Source organism: Streptomyces sp. NPDC087270 (assembly GCF_044744625.1).
Lineage (GTDB): Bacteria > Actinomycetota > Actinomycetes > Streptomycetales > Streptomycetaceae > Actinacidiphila.
Map to the genome: position 1 here is coordinate 41,219 of NZ_JBIUYR010000016.1, position 19,097 is coordinate 60,315.

Consider the following 19,097-nt stretch of genomic DNA (forward strand, 5'->3'; position numbering starts at 1 on the left):
GTCCGGCTGCGGCGGACCGGGCCGCGCGGGGTCCGGGTTCCCGGGCGGCGGGGTGGCGGTCATCGCGGTCCTCCCGGCAACGGCCCCGCCGCGTTCCACGGCGAGTTCACCGGCTCTGCCGGCACCGGCTCTGCTGCGGCGGGCCCCGCCGTCACCCGGTCCGTGACGTCTCGTGCGCCGGGTGGTGGGCAGGGAGAAGTCGGCCGCATCGCGGGCGGTTGGGGGTGATGCGGGAGGGTGGAGCGCGAGGCGGGGGTCATCAGAGTCCTCCCAGAAGGCGCCCCGGGGACAGGCGCCGGGCGGGGTCGAAGCGGTCCTTGACGCGGGTCATCAGGGTGAAGGCGTCGCCGGGCGGGCCCCAGTGGTCGAGCGCCGGGCGGAGGGCGGGGTCGGCGGCGAGCACCACGGCCGAGCCGTCGTAGGGGGCGAGGGCGGCGCGCAAGGCGGCGAGGTCGGTTGCGGCGGGCACAGCCCCGTACGCCACGCCCACCGCGGCCGAAGCCGTGCCGGACGCGCCCGGTGGCAGCGCGTCGAGCACGTGCGGGAGGGCGGCGGGCGCGAACGCCAGCCGCAGCACCAGCGGTCCGGCCGGCCGTGTGCCGAACCACGCGGGCGGGGCGTCGCCGACCTCCACGGCCAGGCCGCCGGCTTCGCCGGCCAGCAGTTCCGCGCACCGGGTCGCCTGGTCGTGGACCGAGGCCGGGATGCTCTCGAAGAGGGCCACGAGTTCGCCGGTGGTGGCCGACGTGCCGCGCCGCCAGCGCAGTTCGAGGGCGGTCGGGGTGAGGGTGGAGCGGGCGACGAGGGCGGCGAGCCGGCCGGCCCGCGCGCTGCCGTCCACCCGGGCGGTGACCGTCGCGGCGGCCGGCGGCAGCGGGTGCAGCCGCCAGGTGGTGGAGGCGATGACGCCGAGGCCGCCGTGGGCACCGGTGTGGAGCTTGCCGAGGTCGTAGCCGGCGACGTTCTTGACCACTTTTCCGCCGGAGCGGGCGACGGTTCCGTCGGCGAGCACCACGGTGACGCCGATCAGCAGGTCGCGCACGGTGCCGTAGCGCAGCCGGCGCGGCCCGGAGGCGTTGGCGGCCACGACGCCGCCCAGCGTCGCGCCCTCCTCCGGCGGGTCGAGGGCCAGCGTCTGCCCGTGCGCGGCGAGTTGGCGTTGCAAGGCGGCCAGTGGTACGCCCGCCTCCGCGACGACCACCAGGTCCCCGGGGGCGTACTCGGTGATCCGGTCCAGCGCGGTGGTGCGCAGCAGCAGGTCGCAGGAGGTGGCGGGCGCGGCCCAGCCAACCTTGGTGCCGGCGCCGACGGGGACGAGGGTGCCAGTGGTGGACCGCAGCAGGTCGGCCAGCTCACCGACCGAGCCGGGCTGGGCCGAGGCAGGCCGGGCCGCGCCGGGCTGGGTCGGGGCAGGCGCGGCGGAACCCGGGTCCCACGACCCCGGCTCACCCGAACTCCGCTCACCCGCAGCGGAATTGGCCCCGCTCACCTCAGAACACCTCGCCCAGTGCCGCGTCACGGCCCTCGTCCTCGGACGCCGTCCGTACCCCCGGCCGTTCCCCGCACAGCCGCGGGGTGGGGAACTGCTTGCCGGGGTTGGCCAGCCCGGCCGGGTCGAAGGCGCAGCGCAGCCGGTGCATGGTGTCGAGGTCGTCCGCGCTGAACTGCGCGGTCATCTTGGACTTCTTCTCCACCCCGACACCGTGCTCGCCGGTGATCGACCCGCCGGAGGCCACGCACAGGTCGAGGATGGCGAACCCCAGCTGCTCGGCGGCGTGTGCGGCGCCCTCGACCTTGTCGTCGAAGAGGATCAGCGGGTGCAGGTTTCCGTCGCCGGCGTGGAAGACGTTCGCCACGCGGATGCCCGCCGCGTCCGCCAACCTCCCCACCTCGTCGAGGACCTCGGGGAGCTTGGTGCGTGGGATCACGCCGTCCTGCACGTAGTACGCGGGACTGATCCGGCCGACCGCGGCGAACGCGGACTTGCGGCCCTTCCACATCAGCGCGCGTTCCTCCGCGTCCCGGGCGATGCGGGTCTCGAAGGCGTGCCGGGCGGTGGCGATCCGTTCGACCTGGCGGAACTGCTCGTCCACCTCCACCCGGGGGCCGTCGAGTTCGATGACGAGGACGGCGACCGCGCCGCGCGGATATCCGCAGCGCACCGCCGCCTCGGCGGCCTCGATCGCGAGGGCGTCCATCATCTCCACGGCCGCCGGCAGGATGCCCCCGGCGATGATGTCGCTGACGGTGCCGGCCGCGTCCGCGACGCTGTGGAAGCCGACCAGCATGGTCTGGACCGACTCCGGCGCCTGGATGGTGCGGACGGTGACCTCGGTCGCGATACCGAGGGTGCCCTCGCTGCCGACGAAGGCGCCCAGCAGATCGAAGCCGGGGTGCTCGGGGGCGGTGCCGCCGAGGTGCACCACCTCCCCGTCGGGCAGCACCACTTCGGCGCCCATGACGTGGTTGACGGTGAAGCCGTACTTCAGGCAGTGCGCGCCGCCGGCGTTCTCCGCGACGTTGCCGCCGATCGAGCAGACCTGCTGGGAGGACGGATCGGGCGCGTACGCCTGGCCGTACGGCGCGGCCTCGCGGGTCACCCACAGGTTGATCACGCCGGGTTCGACCACCACCCGGGCGCTGTCGGGGTCGACGGAGCGTACGGCCCGCAGCCGGGAGAGCACGATGAGGACGCCGTCTGCCACCGGCACCGCGCCCCCGGACAGCCCGGTGCCCGAGCCGCGTGCGACGAACGGCACGCCCGCCTCGGCGCACAGCCGTACCGCCGCGACGACGTCCTCGCGCCGCTCGGCGAGCACCACGACCGAGGGACGGACCCGTACGGTGGCCAGCCCGTCGCATTCGTAGGTGCGCAGTTGGGCGGGGTCGGTCAGCACCTTCGCGGCGCCGACGGCGGCCCGGAGCCGGCCGGCGAGCCCGCTCGCCCGCGCGGCGCTCACGATGCGCCCGCCGGGTGCGGGAGGGCGGCGTGGACGGTCCAGCGAGTTGACGACACGGATTCCACCAGTCGGTAGGTTCCTATCGAATGGTGGAAACGATGCGCGTGCCGTCGTCGGCATGTCAAGACCACCGCGCCCGCGGACCCACCGCTCACACCCGAGCGGCGGCGCCTGTCCGGCGGGCGCGACCGGCCGCGCTGCGCGGGGGCGACCGCGGCGGAACGGGCCGTTCGTACGATGCGAGGGCCGGCCGCACCCGAGGGGGCCCGCGTCCGTGACCACGGCAGCGCTCCCCCCGGCCGCGCCCTGCCCCTGGCGGCGTCCCCGCGGCGCCTCCGTGAAAGCGGCTGCGGCAGGGGTCAGCTAAGGCTCTGGGCCGCCAGCTCGTAGTCCTGCGCCTGGGCGGGGGTGAGCACTTGGGAGACGCGGACCAGCGAGGTGCCGACGTAGTAGTGGTACTCGCCGGCGCTCGCGGAGCCCTGTGCGCCGGTCTCGATCGCCTTGGCGCGGGCGTGCGCCTGCGCGGAGGTCGCGAACGTCTCGACGCTGCCGCCGCGCACGATCGCGTCGGACTTGGTGCCCTCGACGTCGGCGGGCTGGACCCGAGAGTCGGAGAACGCCACCTTGGACAGGTAGCCGTGCGTCTTGCCGAGCAGGTGGTCCGGGTCGGTCGCCGCCGTGTACACGACCGTCGTCGTCATAGTGGACACGCTCTGCTCCAGCGTCGACGCGACCTGCTCCGCCGACGTCAGCCCGACCGCGACCGGCTGCTGCGACGTCGCCGCCGCGCTTCCCCCGCTACCACCCGACGAGCACCCCGTGAGCAGCACGCAGGCGGCGATCACCGCCACGGCAGCGCTGGTACCGGTGGTGCGGAAGGTGGTGCGGATGCGCATGTTTCCCCCAGATCGGGACGCGAGGGGCACACCGTAACGCCGCCGTTCCGGTTTCCGGGAGCCCCGGGAAGGCATCCGGTCCGTCAAGACCTGATAACGGGCACGGCAGCTCCCGCTGGTCCAACCGTCGATCAGCCGCGCAGCGGTGCGGCCAGCGCCTTGCGGAGCCGAGCGCGGGCGAGCAGCCTGCGGGTCTCGCGCTTGCCGGGCTCGTGGTAGATCACGAAGTCGTCGAACCGGTGCACGCCGGGCCGGTCGGCGACGGAGACGGCCGCGTCGCGCACCGCGACGAGTTGCCCGACGGTCATCGCGAGGGCCCGCTCATCCGGCTGGAAGGTGGCGCCGAGCGGGTAGTCGCGGCCGGGTCGGCGCTTCATCTCGACGTGGCAGCCCACCACATGGCTGATCCGACGCGCCTGGGCGAACTCCACCATCCGCCGCACCGTCGCGAGGAAGGCCGGGAAGTCGGCGACATAGAGCCGGCCCGGGAGAACCGTGTCACCGGTGAACAGGATGCCGGTCCAGCGGTCGTGGAAGGTGACGGACGACTCGTGGTGGCCGGGCGTGCCCAGCACGTCGAGCACGCGGCCGCCCAGGTCGAAGCCGACCTGCCCGGTGGGCCAGCTCTCTGCGAAGCCGAAGAAGTCCCGTACCGCGTCCGTCTCCTTCGGCACCACCCTGGTCGCCGGGCGGCCGGCGAACTGGGAGTCCCCGGCCACATGGTCGCCGTGCGCATGGGTGTGCGCCACCACCAGTTCGTACCCCTCGCGCGGGTGCGCGGCCAGCCACTCGTCGATCAGCCCGTCCACGGTCGCGCGCAGCGGGAACAGCTCCGGGTCCGCGGTGGCGCCGGAGTCCAGCAGCAGCGCCCGCTCGTTGCCGAAGAGGAGGAAGACGAAGGGTGCCTCGTAGTTCACCGCCTTGCTCTGCCGCAGCACCAGCGTGTGCTCGTCGTACCGGTGCACCTGGATACGCGGTTCCCGCTGCCATCGGGTGCGCACCCCATGTATCCAGTCCACGTCGAACGAGCCGGCCACCGGTGCGGCGGTCTCGAAGTCGATGTCGGTGTCACCTGTCGTGGCCATCGCTGTCCCCTCCCGTCATGTACGCCCGCGCCGCCGCGGAAGCGGCGGCCGAATCCCCGCCCCGGCCCTCGGACGCCCCCTCGGGCAGGCCCTCGACCGGATCACCCGTCATCCCGTCCAAGGCCCCGACCGGAGTCGCGGCCATGAAGTACCGCACGAGCCGTCGCTCCGACGACGCCCCGCCCGCCGCCGCGTCGCCGACCTCGACCCCCGGCTCCCCGCGCGCCTCCGCCCGCGCGAGGTAGGGCCGCAGCAGCTCCTGCCACTTCCGCTCTATCTCCGGCATGTCGTCCGCGGAGACGACCGCGAGCGCACTCACCACGCCGGCCTTCCCCCGCCACTGCGGGCTCTCCTCGCTCCGGCGCTCCGCGTACCCGAGGATCGCCGCCATCTCCCGCTCCACCACCGTCCGTTCCAACCGTCGTCCGATCGCCTCCGCCGCGGCCGTGTCCGCTCCGGCCACATCGACCCGCATCTCCCTGCTCCCCTCGACCAGCCGCCACCTCCGCTCCCGCCGGTCCTCCCCCGGCTCCGCCTCCTCCACGAAGCCGTACTTGCCGAGCTGACGCAGGTGGAACGAGCAGTTGGCCTGCGGCACGCCCAGCGCCCGCCCGCACCAGGCCGCCGTCGCCGACTCCACCATCGACAGCACTTCCAGCAGATCCAGCCGCAGCGGATGCGCCAGCGCCCGCATCGCCTTGGGATCATTGAGCTTCATACCCCAAAGGGTACTTTGACATTCGCCACTGTCAACGCTTTCTTTGGCATCTCCTCCGATCGGCCCAAGCCGGACCCGCCCGACCGCCCCGGACCGCCCCGGACCGCGCCGGACCAAGCCGGACCGATCCGGCCCAGCAGCCCCAAGCCGACCCACACCGGTGGGAGGAGGTGCGGAGAAGCTGTCACAGCACGGTCACAGCGACGGGCACGCGCCCCCAGGTGCGGCAAGGTGACGGCATGCGTACCCGAATCGCCGCCGCGGCCGTGGCCGCCGCCGCACTCGCCACGTTCTGCGCGACCGCGTGCTCGTCCAGCAGCGACGACAAGAACGCGTCCGACAAGGCCACCACCGCGGCGCCGACCACGACGGGTTCGGCCGGCCCGAGCACCGGCGCGGCCGTGCCCCGCCCCCCGGCGCCGAGCGGTGTGAACCGGCAGACGTACCTGGCCGCTCTGAAGGCGATCGACCCGTCGCTGGCGGCCGACCCCAACCAGGTGATCGACCAGGGCCGCACCCAGTGCACCGAGATCAACGGCGACCCGCAGACCGCCGACCACCTGGCCGCCGAGCGGTTCGGCAGCCCCGGCCACCCGCTGACCGACGCGCAGGGCGCGGCGATCGACGCGGCACTCAAACTGACCGTCTGCAAGAGCTGACCGCCCGCGCCAACCCAGCAACCGCCGACCCCGACCGCCGAACGGCAACCGACCAACGACCACCGGCAAGCGGCAACCGGCCACGCCCGCACCCCTGACCGCATCCCCGCCCGCGCCGTCCCGCGCGAGCTCCCGCGCCCGTTGCCGTACCACCGCCACCGCCACCGCCACCGCCACCCGTAACGCACCGACGTACGCGCTTCGCCCGCCACGCCACGAGGCCCGCGCGGGAACGGGTCGCCGTGAACCGTGCGTCGCGGGAGCCGAGTTGCGCGTGAGGCACTTCGCCAGGTATCCACAAGCCTTAACGCTGCGGGAAGGTGACGCCATGGCAGGACTGACGGACGCCTGGAAGCGGTCCGCGCTCGGACGCTTGTCGAAGCAGGCGGCGCACATCGAGCTGATGCACCGTTCGATGGGCTTCGCCGCGCTCGGCTTCGTCACGCTGATGCCGCTGCTCGTCGTGGTCGCCGCCGCCACTCCCTGGGAGAACCGGCCCGGCTTCGCGCAGTGGGTCATCGACGGCATGGGCCTCAACGCGCATGGCGCGCAGAGCATGCGCAGCATGTTCGCGGCGCCCAACCACATCCTGAGCGCGACCGGCGCGTGGAGCCTGGCCTCGGCGGCGTACTTCGGGCTGTCGTTCGTGGCGAGCGTCGAGACCGGCTACCGCAAGATCTGGGACCTGCCGTCCGGACCGTGGCACCGCGACTGGCGCCGCGCGGTGTGGCTCGCGGTGCTCACCGCCTACCTGTTCTGCGAGTCGCAGAGCGCGGCGGTCCTGGGCAGCGGCCTGATGCCGAGCGTCGCGCGCGCCGTCCTCACCTTCGTGCTCGGCGTGCTCTTCTTCGCCTGGGGCCAGAACTTCCTGCTCTACGGCTCCGTCCGGGTGCGCACCGCGCTGCCCGGCGCGGTGCTCACCATGCTCGGCCTCGCCGGCCTGCGGATCTTCTCGCACCTGTTCTTCGCCCCGCTCGTCGTCTCCAACGCGGTCACCTACGGCCCGGTGGGCAGCGTGCTGACCGTGGTGACCTGGCTGGTCGGCGTCGGCTTCGTGGTCTTCGGCGGCGCGCTCGTCGGCCGCCACGTCCGCGACGGCCGCACCCTGCGCCGGGGCGGCGAGATACCGCGTCCGCCGCAGCCCGAGGGCTGGTTCGAAGTGCCCGAGGCGACCATCCCCGCGCTGCCCTGGCGCTCCGACGGCGCGGGCGGCGCCATCGACTGAACGCGCCCGCGGCGCCGCCCGGTCGGCCGCGCTCGCGCCCAAGGTGCCCATGGCCTGCGGCCGTTGCCCACGGTGCCGGACCCGTCCCGTACGGTCCCGGTCCCGTGTCGTCCCCTACCCTCCCCTACGCTCCGCGCCGGACCGCCGACGCTGCGCCGCCACCGGCCCCGTACGGCGTGATCACGCAGGCCAGGATGCGGAACTCCGTTCGTAGGCGGGCCTGTTGACGTGAGACGCTGTCACCCGTCGGGCGTTCGGGGGCGAGGCGGACGGGCCCGTCACGGAGAGAGGAGCGCAGCGTGACGCAGAACGGCTTCCGTGCCGAGGAGATCGACACCAGCAGGCCGCATCCCGCGCGGATCTACGACTACCTGCTGGGCGGCAAGGACAACTACGAGGTGGACCGCGAGGCCGGCGACCAGCTCATCGACGTGGCGCCCGAGGCGCGGATCGGCGTCCAGTCCAACCGCCTGTTCCTCCAGCGCGCCGTCCGGCACGTGGTCGGCGCCGGCGTCCGGCAGATCCTCGACATCGGCACCGGGCTGCCCACCTCGCCGAACGTCCACGAGGTCGCCCAGGAGGTCGCCCCCGACGTGCGCATCGCGTACGTGGACAACGACCCGATCGTGAACACCCATGCCAGCACGCTGATGAGCGGCGCCGGCACGACCAGCATCGTGCTCGCGGACCTGCGCGACCCGCGGGCGATCCTGGACCACCCCGACGTCCACCGGGTCATCGACTTCGACCAGCCGGTCGCCCTGCTCCTCGTCGCGATACTGCACTTCCTCACCGACGCCGAGCAGCCCGCGCAGGTCGTCGCCACCCTGCGCGACGCGCTCCCGGCCGGCAGCTATCTGGTGCTGTCCCACGCCACCAGCGACTTCAACGACCGTAGCGACGCGCAGGACGCCTACCGAACCGCCACCGCGAGCATGAACCTCCGCACCCGCGCCGAGGTCGAGCACCTCTTCGAGGGCTTCGAGCTGGTCGAGCCGGGCCTGGTGCAAGTCCCGTTCTGGCGGCCGGACTCCAAGCCGCCGCGCAGCGCCGGCGAGATCGGCATCTACGGCGGCGTGGCCCACAAGAACAGCTGACCCCACGCTCCTCTCCTTCCTCCCTCCGCACGGGTCACGCGGCCTACCCGGTCACCGGCATGTCGCCGGGGGCAGTACCCTCTTGAGCCTCACGGCCCCTCCTCACCGGTCCCCGGGCGCTTCCCGGGTCCTGCCCGGTTTCCCGACGCCGGCCTCTCTCGCGGGAGATGCGCCCGCACGGGTGCCGTGAGCCCCGGCAGATCGGCCCGGCTGCCGGCGGAATCCGATGACGGATCAGGGCGTCGAGGGGTTGCGAGCGGCAACTCCTCCACAAGGGGCAGCGCGAGGGGCGGTTTCAGGTGGACGACCACGAGGACACGGGCGCGGACGCGGGTACGGGCATACCCGGCGGGGCCGGCGAACCGGCCGGACCGCAGCAGCCGGCCGGGGCAGGCCCCGGACCGCAGAAGCCCGCCGGGGCACGCCGTCCCGCCCGGAAGGCCGCCCCGAAGCCGGCGGCGAGGAAGGCCCCCGGGAAGCCCCCGGCCGAACCGGCTGCCGCGAAGGGCGCACCGGCGGCGCCGAGCGCGCCTTCCGACGGCACCGCATCTCCCGAACCGGCCGACCCCGCAGGCGAAGTGGCGGACGGCGACACCGCACCGGCCGAGGCGGAGTCGCGGACGGCTCCCACCGACGCGGATGCATCGGGTACGAAGGCGGCACCGGCCCAACCCGCCGCGCGGGGACGCAAGTCGGCGCCCGCCCGGGCGACGCCACCGGCCCAACCCGCGGCGCGGGCAAAGAAGTCGGCCCCGGCGAAGAAGACGGCAGCGGCGGGCGCGACCAAGGGCGCGAAGGCCACCGCCTCGCCGCGGTCCACACCCGCCCCGAAGTCCGACGCGGCGCCCGATGCTCCCGTCGCCGCCCCCGAGGCGGCCACCACCGCGCAGCCACCCGCGCAGCCGCCCGTCCCCGTGGACGCCCCCGTCGTGGACGCCCCCACGGCAGCCCCCTGGCAAGTGCCGGGCTACGCCCACGAGTCGGTGCCCGGCGCCGGCCCTTCCAGCGAGGTGGTGCGGGCCACCCGCGAGGCCGACGGCGTCCCGGTCGCGATCACCTACCTGGCACCGGCTCTCGCCGAGGACCAGTCCTTCCGCGCCACTCTGCGCGCCGAGGCCGAGCGGCTCGGCACGCTCGAATCGCCTTACGTCGCGCGGCTGTACGCGTACGTCGAGGACGGCCCGCACGCCGCGATCGTCCGCGAGCCGGTCGAGGGCGCCGTCCTGGCCGCCCTCCTGAGGGAGAACGGCGCGACCACCCCCGAGGCGGCGCTGGCCGTCCTCAAGGGCACGCTGCTCGGGCTGTCCGCCGCCCACGAGGCGGGAATCGCGGGCGGCGCCGCCTGCGACCCCGCGCACCTGCTCGTCACCGCCGCGGGCACCCCGTCCCTCGTCGACCTCGGCGGCACGCCCAGCGCGGCGCCCGGTACGCCCGGCGCGCCCGTTGACGTCGCGCCCGTCGACGTCGCGGCCGACCTCCACACGGCAACGGCCGCCTGCCGCGCATGCCTCACCGGCGAGCCCCTGCACGCGTCCGGCGCCGACCCCCAAGCCGACGTCCCGGCCGCGCCCGTACGGCCCCTGCTCGCAAGGGGGTTGGTCACCGACCCGGCCGAACGCCCGCAGAGCGCCATCGACTTCGCGGTCGAACTCGAAGCGGTCGCCGTGGCGGCCTACGGCGAGGCGTGGGAGGAGCGGGGCAGGCAGGAACTCGCCTCGCTGGTGGGCGCGTTGACGTCCCAGGTGGAAGCCGTGGAGGCGGCGGAGCCGGCGCAGGGAGCCGTGCCCCTACCGCTCCCCGCCCCCGCGCCGATCCCGACCGGGGGCCCGGCGCACCCCGACGCCGCCGGCACCGCAGGCACCGCAGGCACCGCCACCGGCGCGGGCATCGGCGGCCTGGGCATCGGCCGTACCGAGGCCCCCGACCGCGGCACCGACGACGGCGACGACCGCCGCCTCGGCCGCCGCACCAAGGCGCTCCTCATCGCGGTGGCCGCGGTGATCGTCGCGGGTGCCATCACCGCCACCGCCGTGGTGATCGGCGGCAAGCACGACGCCGCCGCCGCGGACACGACGCCGACCGCCACGGTCTCGCGTTCCTCCGCCACGACGCCGCCGCCCACCACCACCTCGCCCTCGGCGGACGCCACCACCGCCTCGCCCACGGCCAGCAACCCTCCCTCGACGCCCACTTCGGCGCCCGCCGCCCCGTCCACCCCGCCGACGACCGCGGCCACCACGCCCACCGCGCCGAGCCACCCGCCGGCCACCCACGCGACCCCTCCGCCGAAGCCGCACGCCCCGCACGTCGCCTCCGTGGCCATCACGGGTGTCCAGTGCGACGCCGGTGGTCGTACGGACACGGCGAACGCCACGATCCGCGTCCGCTACGACGGCAGCGCGGGCACCGTGCGGGCCACCTGGTGGCGCAGCGCCACGGGCACACCGCGGGGAGCGGTCGATCTGGTCTCTCCGCAGACCGCGCAATTCCCCAAGGGCGCATCGGGATTCGCCTACACCGTCAAGCTCTCGGACGTCGCCAAGGACCCCGACCGCCCGTACGTCGGCATCACCGTCTCCACCAGTCCCGCGGCCAGCTCCGGCAACAACTCCTTCGCGGTCGTCTGCCGTTGAGCCGACGGCCCGCTGAACCGACGGCCCGCCCGCACACCGTGTGCGGGCGGGCCGTCGTGCCCTCGGCTCTGCCGGCTCAGGCCGGCGACAAGCGGTAGAGCGCGGCCGCCCCCGCCTTCAACTGAACGTGCAGCGTGGCCCGGCGGGCCGCGCCGCTGTACCGGCCGGTGGCCGGCACGAAGTCCGCCACGCCCCCGACGTTCGTCCGGTTGATGCCGAGGCGCACCGAGGCGGCGGCGTCGGGGTTGCGGTTGGTGACCAGCAGGTAGCGGGTGCCGTCGTCCTGCGGGTTCCTGAACAGCCCGATGACGGCGGCGTCCCCGGTCGCCGACGTCAGGTGGTCGCCCGGGGCGAAGGCCACCGCGCTGGGCGGCAGCGGGGTGTCGTTGGCGTGCTGGACCGACTCCGAGACGAGCGGCTTGAGTTGGCGGCCGACCGGCTGGAGCCAGTTGCGGTTCAGCTTCCGGGCCGCGCCGTACAGCGGGGTCTGCTTGCCGTCGGGGGTGATCAGCGCCTTGGTGAAGCCCTCGCCGCGGGCCGGGTCGGGGGTCCAGTAGGTGAAGTACTGGATGCCCTTGCAGCCGTACGCCAGGCTGATGTTGGTCTGCCAGGACAGCTGCGAGGCGGTGGGCACCCGGTGGTTGTTGAAGCCCACCGACTGGATGTAGGTCCAGGCCGGAAGACCGGACTTCAGGGACGCCTCGCGGTAGATCGCCCAGTTGTCGAAGTAGTTGAGGTCGATGCCGTCGGCGAGGATCGGGTAGCGGTCGAACGAGATCAGCGGCGGCTGGACCGTGTCGATGTACGCCTGCACGAAGGCCGCGTAGCCCGGGCCGTTGCCCGGCACCAGGTTGGAGTACGGCAGCAGGCCCGGCGCGACCTTGCGCACGATGCCGGTGAGCGCCCCGACCGTGGGGAACCTGGACTGGGCGGGCTCGTCGAAGACGTTGAACCCCGCGAGCGAGGGGTGGCTCGCGTAACTGCCCAGTGCGGACTGGACCCATGAAGTCGCGTCGGCGGTGGTGAGGGAGGACGGCACGCTCCGGTCGTCGGTGACCGCCATGTACTGCGCGATCGCCTGGACCCGCGGGTCGCCGGCTATCAGCACCTTCAGGCCGACCTGGTCGGCCATCTGCAGGGCGTAGCCCCCGCTTTGCGGGTCGAACTGGTAGTTGCCGGTGATCAGGAAGGTGAACCCGGCGTCGCTGATCTCCTGGTAGCGGTCGAGCGTGGTCTCGTACGGGTGCGGCGGCCAGAACAGCCCGATCGGGAAGTCCGGCCCGCCGGTGAGCGGAAGATCGGCGCTGCTCGCGGCGGCCTGTTCGGTAGCGTCCGAACTCGCCGTGGCGTAAGCCGAGTTGCCCGCCGACGAGTTGCCCGCCGACGGGTCGGCCGCCGCCCGGCCGGCGGCCATCCCGCTCGCGGCGAGCACGCCGGCGCCAAGGCCCGCGGCCTGCAGCAGCGTTCGGCGGTGCATCGGCTGCGAAGTGCCGGAGATGGAGGGGTTCTGCTCTGGCATGGCCTACTCCGATCGTTGGAACGCGTGAACGAGGAGGGGGGCTTCAGGTCCGATCGGTGCGCCGGCGTGCGGAGTTCGGCGGGTGGGGGCTCCGGCGGGGCGCCCGGGAACAGTCCCGGACCCGCCCGCATCGGTTCGACGGCCGCCGGCGACCGTATCGGGACGCACACATGCTGGCAGACCATGATGGTTCAATCAACCATTGTGCGCGCACTTGATGAATGAACCATGCAGAGTTCCACACGGCGCGGGGTTCAGCGCCCGGCCCGGAGTTCGACACCCACGGCAACGTTCGGCACCCCACGGCCGGGTTCGGCGCCCACGGCAGCGTTCGGCGCCCACGGCAGCGTTCGGCGCCCACAGCGGAGTTCGGCGCCCCACGGCAGCGTTCGGCGCCCGCCGCGAAGTTCAGCGCCCGCGCCGCCCCTTCACCACGTGCTGGCCCGCGATGTGCCCGGTGAGCGCCATGGACGCGCTCGCCCGGCCGTACGACAGCTGCGCCACCCGCACGTACAGGCAGTCGATCAGCACCAGCACCGAGTGCCGGGCTCCGATGCTGCCGGCGCGGAAGGAGGTCTCCGCGGTCGTGGAGATCAGCCGGACCTCCGCCGCCCGCGCCAGCGGCGACCTGGGGTCGGCGGTGATCGCCACCGTGGTGGCGCCGCGCTCCCGGGCGAGTTCGAACGGCTCGATGGTCTCCCGGGTGGACCCGGAGTGGGAGATGCCGATCGCGACGTCGGCCGGGGTGAGCAGGGCCGCCGACGTCTTGGCGGCGTGCACCTCGTTCCACCCGCGCACCGCGCATCCGATCCCGAACAGCCGCAGTTCGGTCTCCACCGCCACCGCGCCGCTGCCGCCGACGCCGTACACGTCGATCCGCCGGGCCCGCGCGATCGCCTGGGCCGCGCGCTCCACCGCCGCGAGGTCGATGGTGTCCAACGTGCGCTGCACCGCGCCGAGATCGGCCTGGCCGACGACGGTGACCACCCGCCGCAGGTCGTCGTCCGGGGAGATGTCCGGCCCGATCTCCGACGTGCCCCAGGTGGACTCGTCGCCGCGGGCGCCCTCCCGGGCCAGCTCGATCAGCAGGTGCTGGTAGGAATCCAGGCCCACCGCACGGCAGAACCGCGTCACCGTCGGCTGGGAGGTGCCGGTGCGCCGCCCCAACTCGGCCGCCGAGCAGCCGATCACGGAGGCGGGATCGGCGAGCACCAGCTCCGCCACCTTCCGCAACGAGCCCGTCAGGTGCGGCAACTCGGCCCGGATCAGCGCCGTGACGTCCGCGCGTGCGCCCCCGTGGCCGAAGCCCTTGGCATCCATACGGCTCCCCGATCGCTCACGCCTGCCGGCCGTTCGGAAGCCCATGATGTCATGCGATTACGCCATTCAAATCACATCGCCCGCGCGGATTGGATCATTCAGAATCCGCTCGCAGGTCCTCCGGCGGGATCGGCACGCCACGGCGGGCGAGCAGGGCCTTCAGCGACTGGATGATCGGGAAGACCTCGTTGTTGAGGTCGGCGCCCTGGGTCTCGTAGGCGCGCTGCTCGGCCTCGACGATGACCCGGTCCTGGCCGAAGATGCCCTCCGTGAACAGCGTGATGACCGGCCACAGCAGGTGGATCACGCCGGGGATCGGCGGCTTCTGCACCATGATCAGGCCGAAGGTGTGGTTGTGGTGCTGGGCCCGGTCGGTGGGCACATACGCGTTCCACAGGTCGAGCGCCGGGGGCTCCTCGCGCTTGCCGTCGGTCCAGTAGCGCAGCGTCTGGTACGGGTAGCCGGTGCGTATCGTCATCAGGTCGGCGTACTTGTCGTCGTTGCCGCTGCCGATGATCAGCCGCTCGCCCAGCGACTGCTTGCCCGAGGTGCGGGAGAAGGAGTAGTCCGCCTCCAGCCAGTCCTCGCCCTCGCGCACGTCCAGCAGCTTCGCCCGAATCCGGCCCATCAGGCTGCGGTGCAGGAACTGGTGGTTCATGTCCATCAGGTTCTCGTGCATGAACGAGTAGTGGCAGGCGATGTCCCGGTCCAACACCCGTGTCTTGTAACGGCGGTCGCCGTGGTACGGCAGCTCCGGCACCGGGGTGACCTCGGCCAGCTCCTGGTTGCCGGGGAAGACGAACACGAAGCCGTGCTCCTCCCGGCAGGCGTAGGCGCGCACGCCGTTGGGCAGCGTCCGCTTCCGGTCCAGGTACGGGATGCTCACGCACGCGCCGGTCCGGTCGTACGCCCAGCAGTGGTAACCGCACTGCAACTGCTCGTCCTTCACCACGCCCATGCTCAACGGCACCTGGCGATGGGCGCAGCGGTCCTCCAGGGCGTACGGCGCGCCCTTCTGCGGCCGCACCAGCACGAGTTCCGTCCCCGCGAACTTCACCGCCAGCGTCTTGCCCGGCTTCAGGTCCCGGGACCGGGCCAGGGGGTACCAGAAGTCCGGGTCGATGCCGGTGGTCCGCGTGGTGGGGACGTCGCCCTCAGGGGCCACATCGCGGTATTTGCGCAACGGGGGCTTCGCCTTCGGCAGCGTCATATGATCGAACGTACCCGGCGGCTCCGGTCCCGTTCCGCCCAGCGTCGGGTATTGAGTTGGTCAAATCTGCCGTCCGCGACGACCGCTCGACGAACGCCGCAGGTCCCTCGACCTCCGTACGGCCGGACCCGCGCCGCCCTCCCCCTCCGCCGGTGCGGCCGCCCGCTCGGCCCCTCCGCTCGGCCCCTCTGCCCGGCTGCCGGCGCCCTCCGTCAGGTGCTGCGGGAAACGCTTTGTAACGTACCCGCGCCCCCATCGCGTCATTGAAGTGTGGCCGACGGGAGGAGCCAATCGGAATGCGCGCTGCAGCGATACGGGCCTATCAGGAGTTCGCCGCGGCCCGGACAGGTCACCTGTTCCGATCCGCGTGCCTGCTCACCGGCGGCGACACGCACCTCGCCGAGGATCTGGTCCAGGAGACGTTGGGGCGCCTGTACGTCGCGTGGAACCGGATGAGCGAGGTCGACAATCCGGCCGGTTACGCCCAGACCACGTTGGTGCGCTTGTTCCTCAGCCACCAGCGGCGGCGGAGCAACCGGGAACGTCCGGCCGCGGAGCTGCCCGATCGCGTCTCCGTGGACGCCGGGGGCGACGCCGCGCTCCGGGTGGTCCTGCTGGCGGCGCTGGCCGCGCTGGGGCCCAAGGACCGGGCCGTGCTCATCCTGCGCTACTGGGAGGACCGCAGCGTCGAGGAGACCGCCACGGTTCTGCAGGCGAGCGCCGGCGCGGTGCGGACGCGCTCCACCCGCGCGCTCGCCCAGCTCCGCCGCCACCTCGGCGACAGTCACGCCGACCTCACCACCGGCTGAACCACTCCGCCGGCGGCTCCCCTTCGCGCGGCGGAGCCACCTCACCCACCTGACCCACCTGACCGCACGACCCGCCAGTTCCCGACCTCTCCGAAGGAGACCGTGATCCGCCATGCCCGTTCCTGCCGACGACACCCCCGACACTCCCGACTCCGCTGAGGCCGCGGCCTTCGCGGACGCCCTCCACCACATCGCCGACGGCCTGGCGCCCGCCGACCGCCACGCCCTGACGGCGGCCGGCCACGCCCGCGGCCGCTCGCTGCGCCGCCGCCGCACCGCCGCGGTCACCGCGGGCGTGGCCGTGCTGGCCCTCGCCGGAGGCGGCGGCCTGCTCGCGGCCACCTCCGGCAACGGCACCGGCCACGCCGCGGCGAACGGGACCGGGGTCGCCGCCCCGAGGTTCCCCAGCGACGCGCAGCTGACCGCGGCCACGCGGGCCCCGCAGTCGTTCACCGCGCGGCAAGTGGAGAACCTCCTGGTCTCACTGCTGCCGCACGGCAAGATCTCCGGCCGGGACGGCCGCGGCACCGACGACACCGCGCCATACGCACAGGTGGTCTTCGACGACGGCCACGGCCCCGCCGAGATCAGCGTCGTCGTCCAGGCGCGGAGTGGCGCGCCCGCGGACTGCGGGGCGGCCCGAGCCGCGCACGACTACTGCCGCCAGACCACGGTCCCCGGCGGCACGCTCACCGTGTGGAAGGGCTACGAGTACCCCGACCACCGGGCCGACACCAGGGAGTGGATGGCCGAGTTCCATCGCAAGGACGGCGCGCTGGTCTCGGTCACCGAGTGGAACGCCCCGGCCGAGAAGGACGCTCCCGTCAGCCGGCCCACACCGCCGCTGAGCACGAGCCGGCTCGCCGCGATCGCCACCGCCCCCGTCTGGGCCAAGGTGATCGCTGCCGTTCCGCCCGGGACGAAGTAGCCCACGGCCCGGCCGCGCCGCCATCGAACGGCCCGGTGCGCCGCCGCCGAGCGGCCCGGTGCGCGAGGGCCCGCCGCCCAGACAGGCGGCGGGCCCTCCCACCGGTGTCCGCCGGCGGCGTACGACGCGTCCCGAGGCCGGCGGGAGTGCGGCCGCGGCCGCTCAGTGGCGGCCCTTCGCCACCAGGAAGACGGGGTTGGTCAGCGCTGCCATCGGGCCGAACAGGAGCGCGTCGCCCATGGTGTTGCCCTGGCCCGGGGTGCCGTCGGCCATCGGGTGGCGGACCTCGGCGCGGACGTACGCGGCGAGTGAGGCGGTCGTCCGCCACACCACCGTGCCGGTGCCCGCGGCGTTCAGCGACTCCTGGTGCATCTGCCCCTCGTCGGTGACGAACCGGACCGTGCCGCCCGGCACCCCCTCGACGTCCAGCCGGACGTCCACGGGCGCGTCGGCGGGAACGCTCAGCTTCTCCCCGATGCCCGCCTGCTTGCCGTTGCCGCTCGCGGTGAAGGTCAGCTTGACGGCGGAGGACTCCGCGATCCAGCTGTGACCCGCGCGGATGCCGGCCAGCACCGAGTCGGTGGCCAGGTCGTCGGCGTGGACCACGTTGTGCGGCAGGCCGATCACGTTGGGGTCGCTGTGCGCGTCGCTGTTGCCCATCGCGGGCAGCCAGCGGGTGCCGGTGCGCACCGCCTCGCCCAGCTTCTGGTCCCACGTGCTGACCGCGTGCTCGTCGTCGTACGTCCACGGGCCGGTCCACACCTCGGTGGCGTCGGCGTCGTCGAAGCCGAACTTCCACTGGCTGGCGATGTACGCGCAGTACATGTGCGCGGGCACCACCAGTCCGCCGGCGCGGTGCACCTGGCGGGAGAAGCGGGCGAACGCGTCGTCGCGGGAGCGGTAGCGCCAGTCGATCCAGTCGCCGGCCGGCAGGCCGAGGGCCAGCCAGTGCCCGTTGCGGGTGGTGACCTCCTCGCCGGTCATGATCAGCAGGTCGGGGCCGGCGTACTCCCCCCACACCGCGTGCGAGGACGAGGTGTTGTGGTCGGTGGAGACGATGAAGTCCAGGCCCGCGGCCCGGGCGCCGTCGGAGACGTCCACCGGCAGGTGCTTGCCGTCGGAGTAGACGGTGTGCAGGTGGCAGTCGCCGCGGTACCAGTCCCGGCCGCGGCCCTTGGCGCGCTGCGGCGGGTAGTTCGTCTTGAAGGCGGGGCCCGGGGCACCGTAGGTGAGGGTGATCCGGACCTTGTAGTTCAGGCCCTGCGGCGCCACCTGGTAGGGGCCGAGCACGATGTTCCAGGTGCCGCGGCCGACCGGACCGGGCAGGTACCCGGGTGTGGCGTCGCTGTTGCTGATCGTGAACTCCGTGCGGAACCCGCCGGACCAGCCGCGGAAGCCGCGCCCGCCGAGCTCGATCCCGCGCTCGTCGAAGATGCCGATGTCGCAGGAGTTGGCCGGCACGCCCGAGGGGACGGTCGGCTTGTCGTACGCGTACGACACGTCGATCCGCTGGACTCCGCGGGGGATCTCCACCGGGAGGTAGACGAAGTCGGCGACGCCGGTCTCCAGGAAACCGGTGACGACGCGGGTCTCCTGGCTGCCGGCCGGGGGCGTACCGCCGGCCGAGGTGCCCGCCGCGGCGTCGGCGTCGGCCGCCTGCGCGAACGAGACCGGGGCCAGGGTGATGGCGGCGGCGCCGGCGATCCCGGCGGCCAGCACGCGGCGCCGTCCGAGCCGAGCGGCCGAGGCATCGGCATCCGCGGCGCCCGCGCCATCCGCGGTCCCGGGGACGAGGGGGTCGACGTTGTGCTCGCAATGCCCGTCAAGGCACATGGGTTGTCCTCACGAATTCGATGGCTGCTACGTGGAAGCCCTCGGCGGAGGGACCCACCGCGACTCTTTTCGCCGCCGGGGAACGGTGGGTGGACTGGGCATGGCCTGACCGTCAAGAGCCCGTGGAAGGTGAGCGTCGGACGAGCCGGTGATGTCGGTGTTCCCGCAGGTCCGCTCCCCATCGGCCTCCCTCCGTCCCGGCGGC

At 73.6% G+C, this 19,097-nt stretch carries 15 protein-coding genes; 6 read left to right on the plus strand and 9 right to left on the minus strand.

Going from position 1 to position 19,097, the window contains the following annotated elements:
* Positions 1-259: 259 nt before the first annotated feature.
* From ACIPAE_RS28125 to ACIPAE_RS28145, 5 genes are all read right to left on the minus strand, one after another.
* Positions 260-1,489: an FAD-binding oxidoreductase gene (locus ACIPAE_RS28125; protein ID WP_402448849.1), complete on the minus strand. Its 1,230-nt coding sequence runs from the start codon at positions 1,487-1,489 to the stop codon at positions 260-262.
* Between the two features lies 1 nt (position 1,490).
* Entirely contained in the window at positions 1,491-2,960 is a 1,470-nt protein-coding gene (locus ACIPAE_RS28130; RefSeq protein WP_402448850.1) for an FAD-linked oxidase C-terminal domain-containing protein, read from the minus strand.
* Between the two features lie 359 nt (positions 2,961-3,319).
* The gene (locus ACIPAE_RS28135) at positions 3,320-3,856 is read right to left on the minus strand and encodes a hypothetical protein (protein WP_402448853.1); all 537 of its coding nucleotides are present in this window, start codon (positions 3,854-3,856) and stop codon (positions 3,320-3,322) included.
* A 131-nt stretch (positions 3,857-3,987) separates the two neighbouring features.
* A complete protein-coding gene (locus ACIPAE_RS28140) occupies positions 3,988-4,941 on the minus strand; it encodes an MBL fold metallo-hydrolase (protein WP_402448854.1) in 954 nt (317 codons plus the stop codon).
* Positions 4,925-5,659, minus strand: coding sequence for an ArsR/SmtB family transcription factor (locus ACIPAE_RS28145; protein WP_402448857.1), 735 nt, complete (start codon positions 5,657-5,659; stop codon positions 4,925-4,927). Before ACIPAE_RS28145 ends, ACIPAE_RS28140 begins: the two co-directional genes overlap by 17 nt.
* 239 nt (positions 5,660-5,898) lie before the next feature.
* Between ACIPAE_RS28145 and ACIPAE_RS28150 the strand changes: the two genes are divergently transcribed.
* The 4 genes from ACIPAE_RS28150 to ACIPAE_RS28165 all read left to right on the plus strand — a co-directional run bounded on the left by ACIPAE_RS28150 (position 5,899) and on the right by ACIPAE_RS28165 (position 11,273).
* Complete coding sequence (locus tag ACIPAE_RS28150; RefSeq protein ID WP_329367901.1) at positions 5,899-6,318, plus strand: hypothetical protein; 420 nt, start codon at positions 5,899-5,901, stop codon at positions 6,316-6,318.
* Between the two features lie 328 nt (positions 6,319-6,646).
* A complete protein-coding gene (locus ACIPAE_RS28155) occupies positions 6,647-7,543 on the plus strand; it encodes a YhjD/YihY/BrkB family envelope integrity protein (protein WP_328465549.1) in 897 nt (298 codons plus the stop codon).
* Between the two features lie 299 nt (positions 7,544-7,842).
* Complete coding sequence (locus ACIPAE_RS28160; protein ID WP_366412314.1) at positions 7,843-8,640, plus strand: SAM-dependent methyltransferase; 798 nt, start codon at positions 7,843-7,845, stop codon at positions 8,638-8,640.
* A 299-nt stretch (positions 8,641-8,939) separates the two neighbouring features.
* A complete protein-coding gene (locus ACIPAE_RS28165; protein WP_402448860.1) occupies positions 8,940-11,273 on the plus strand; it encodes a hypothetical protein in 2,334 nt (777 codons plus the stop codon).
* A 76-nt stretch (positions 11,274-11,349) separates the two neighbouring features.
* Here the strand turns inward: ACIPAE_RS28165 and ACIPAE_RS28170 are convergent, their stop codons facing one another.
* The 3 genes from ACIPAE_RS28170 to ACIPAE_RS28180 form a co-directional block, all read right to left on the minus strand.
* Entirely contained in the window at positions 11,350-12,792 is a 1,443-nt protein-coding gene (locus tag ACIPAE_RS28170) for a hypothetical protein (RefSeq protein WP_402448863.1), read from the minus strand.
* A gap of 408 nt (positions 12,793-13,200) precedes the next feature.
* On the minus strand, positions 13,201-14,112 hold the full coding sequence (locus ACIPAE_RS28175; protein WP_328465557.1) for a MurR/RpiR family transcriptional regulator: 912 nt from the start codon (positions 14,110-14,112) through the stop codon (positions 13,201-13,203).
* A gap of 94 nt (positions 14,113-14,206) precedes the next feature.
* Positions 14,207-15,322: a Rieske 2Fe-2S domain-containing protein gene (locus ACIPAE_RS28180; RefSeq protein ID WP_402448867.1), complete on the minus strand. Its 1,116-nt coding sequence runs from the start codon at positions 15,320-15,322 to the stop codon at positions 14,207-14,209.
* 296 nt (positions 15,323-15,618) lie between these two features.
* Between ACIPAE_RS28180 and ACIPAE_RS28185 the strand changes: the two genes are divergently transcribed.
* A complete protein-coding gene (locus ACIPAE_RS28185) occupies positions 15,619-16,131 on the plus strand; it encodes a SigE family RNA polymerase sigma factor (RefSeq protein ID WP_329367889.1) in 513 nt (170 codons plus the stop codon).
* A gap of 112 nt (positions 16,132-16,243) precedes the next feature.
* A complete protein-coding gene (locus ACIPAE_RS28190) occupies positions 16,244-17,059 on the plus strand; it encodes a hypothetical protein (protein WP_402448869.1) in 816 nt (271 codons plus the stop codon).
* Positions 17,060-17,221: 162 nt separating this feature from the next.
* Here the strand turns inward: ACIPAE_RS28190 and ACIPAE_RS28195 are convergent, their stop codons facing one another.
* Positions 17,222-18,892 (minus strand): CehA/McbA family metallohydrolase, encoded by a 1,671-nt coding sequence (locus tag ACIPAE_RS28195; RefSeq protein WP_402448872.1) that lies wholly within the window; start codon positions 18,890-18,892, stop codon positions 17,222-17,224.
* Between the last annotated feature and the right edge of the window lie 205 nt (positions 18,893-19,097).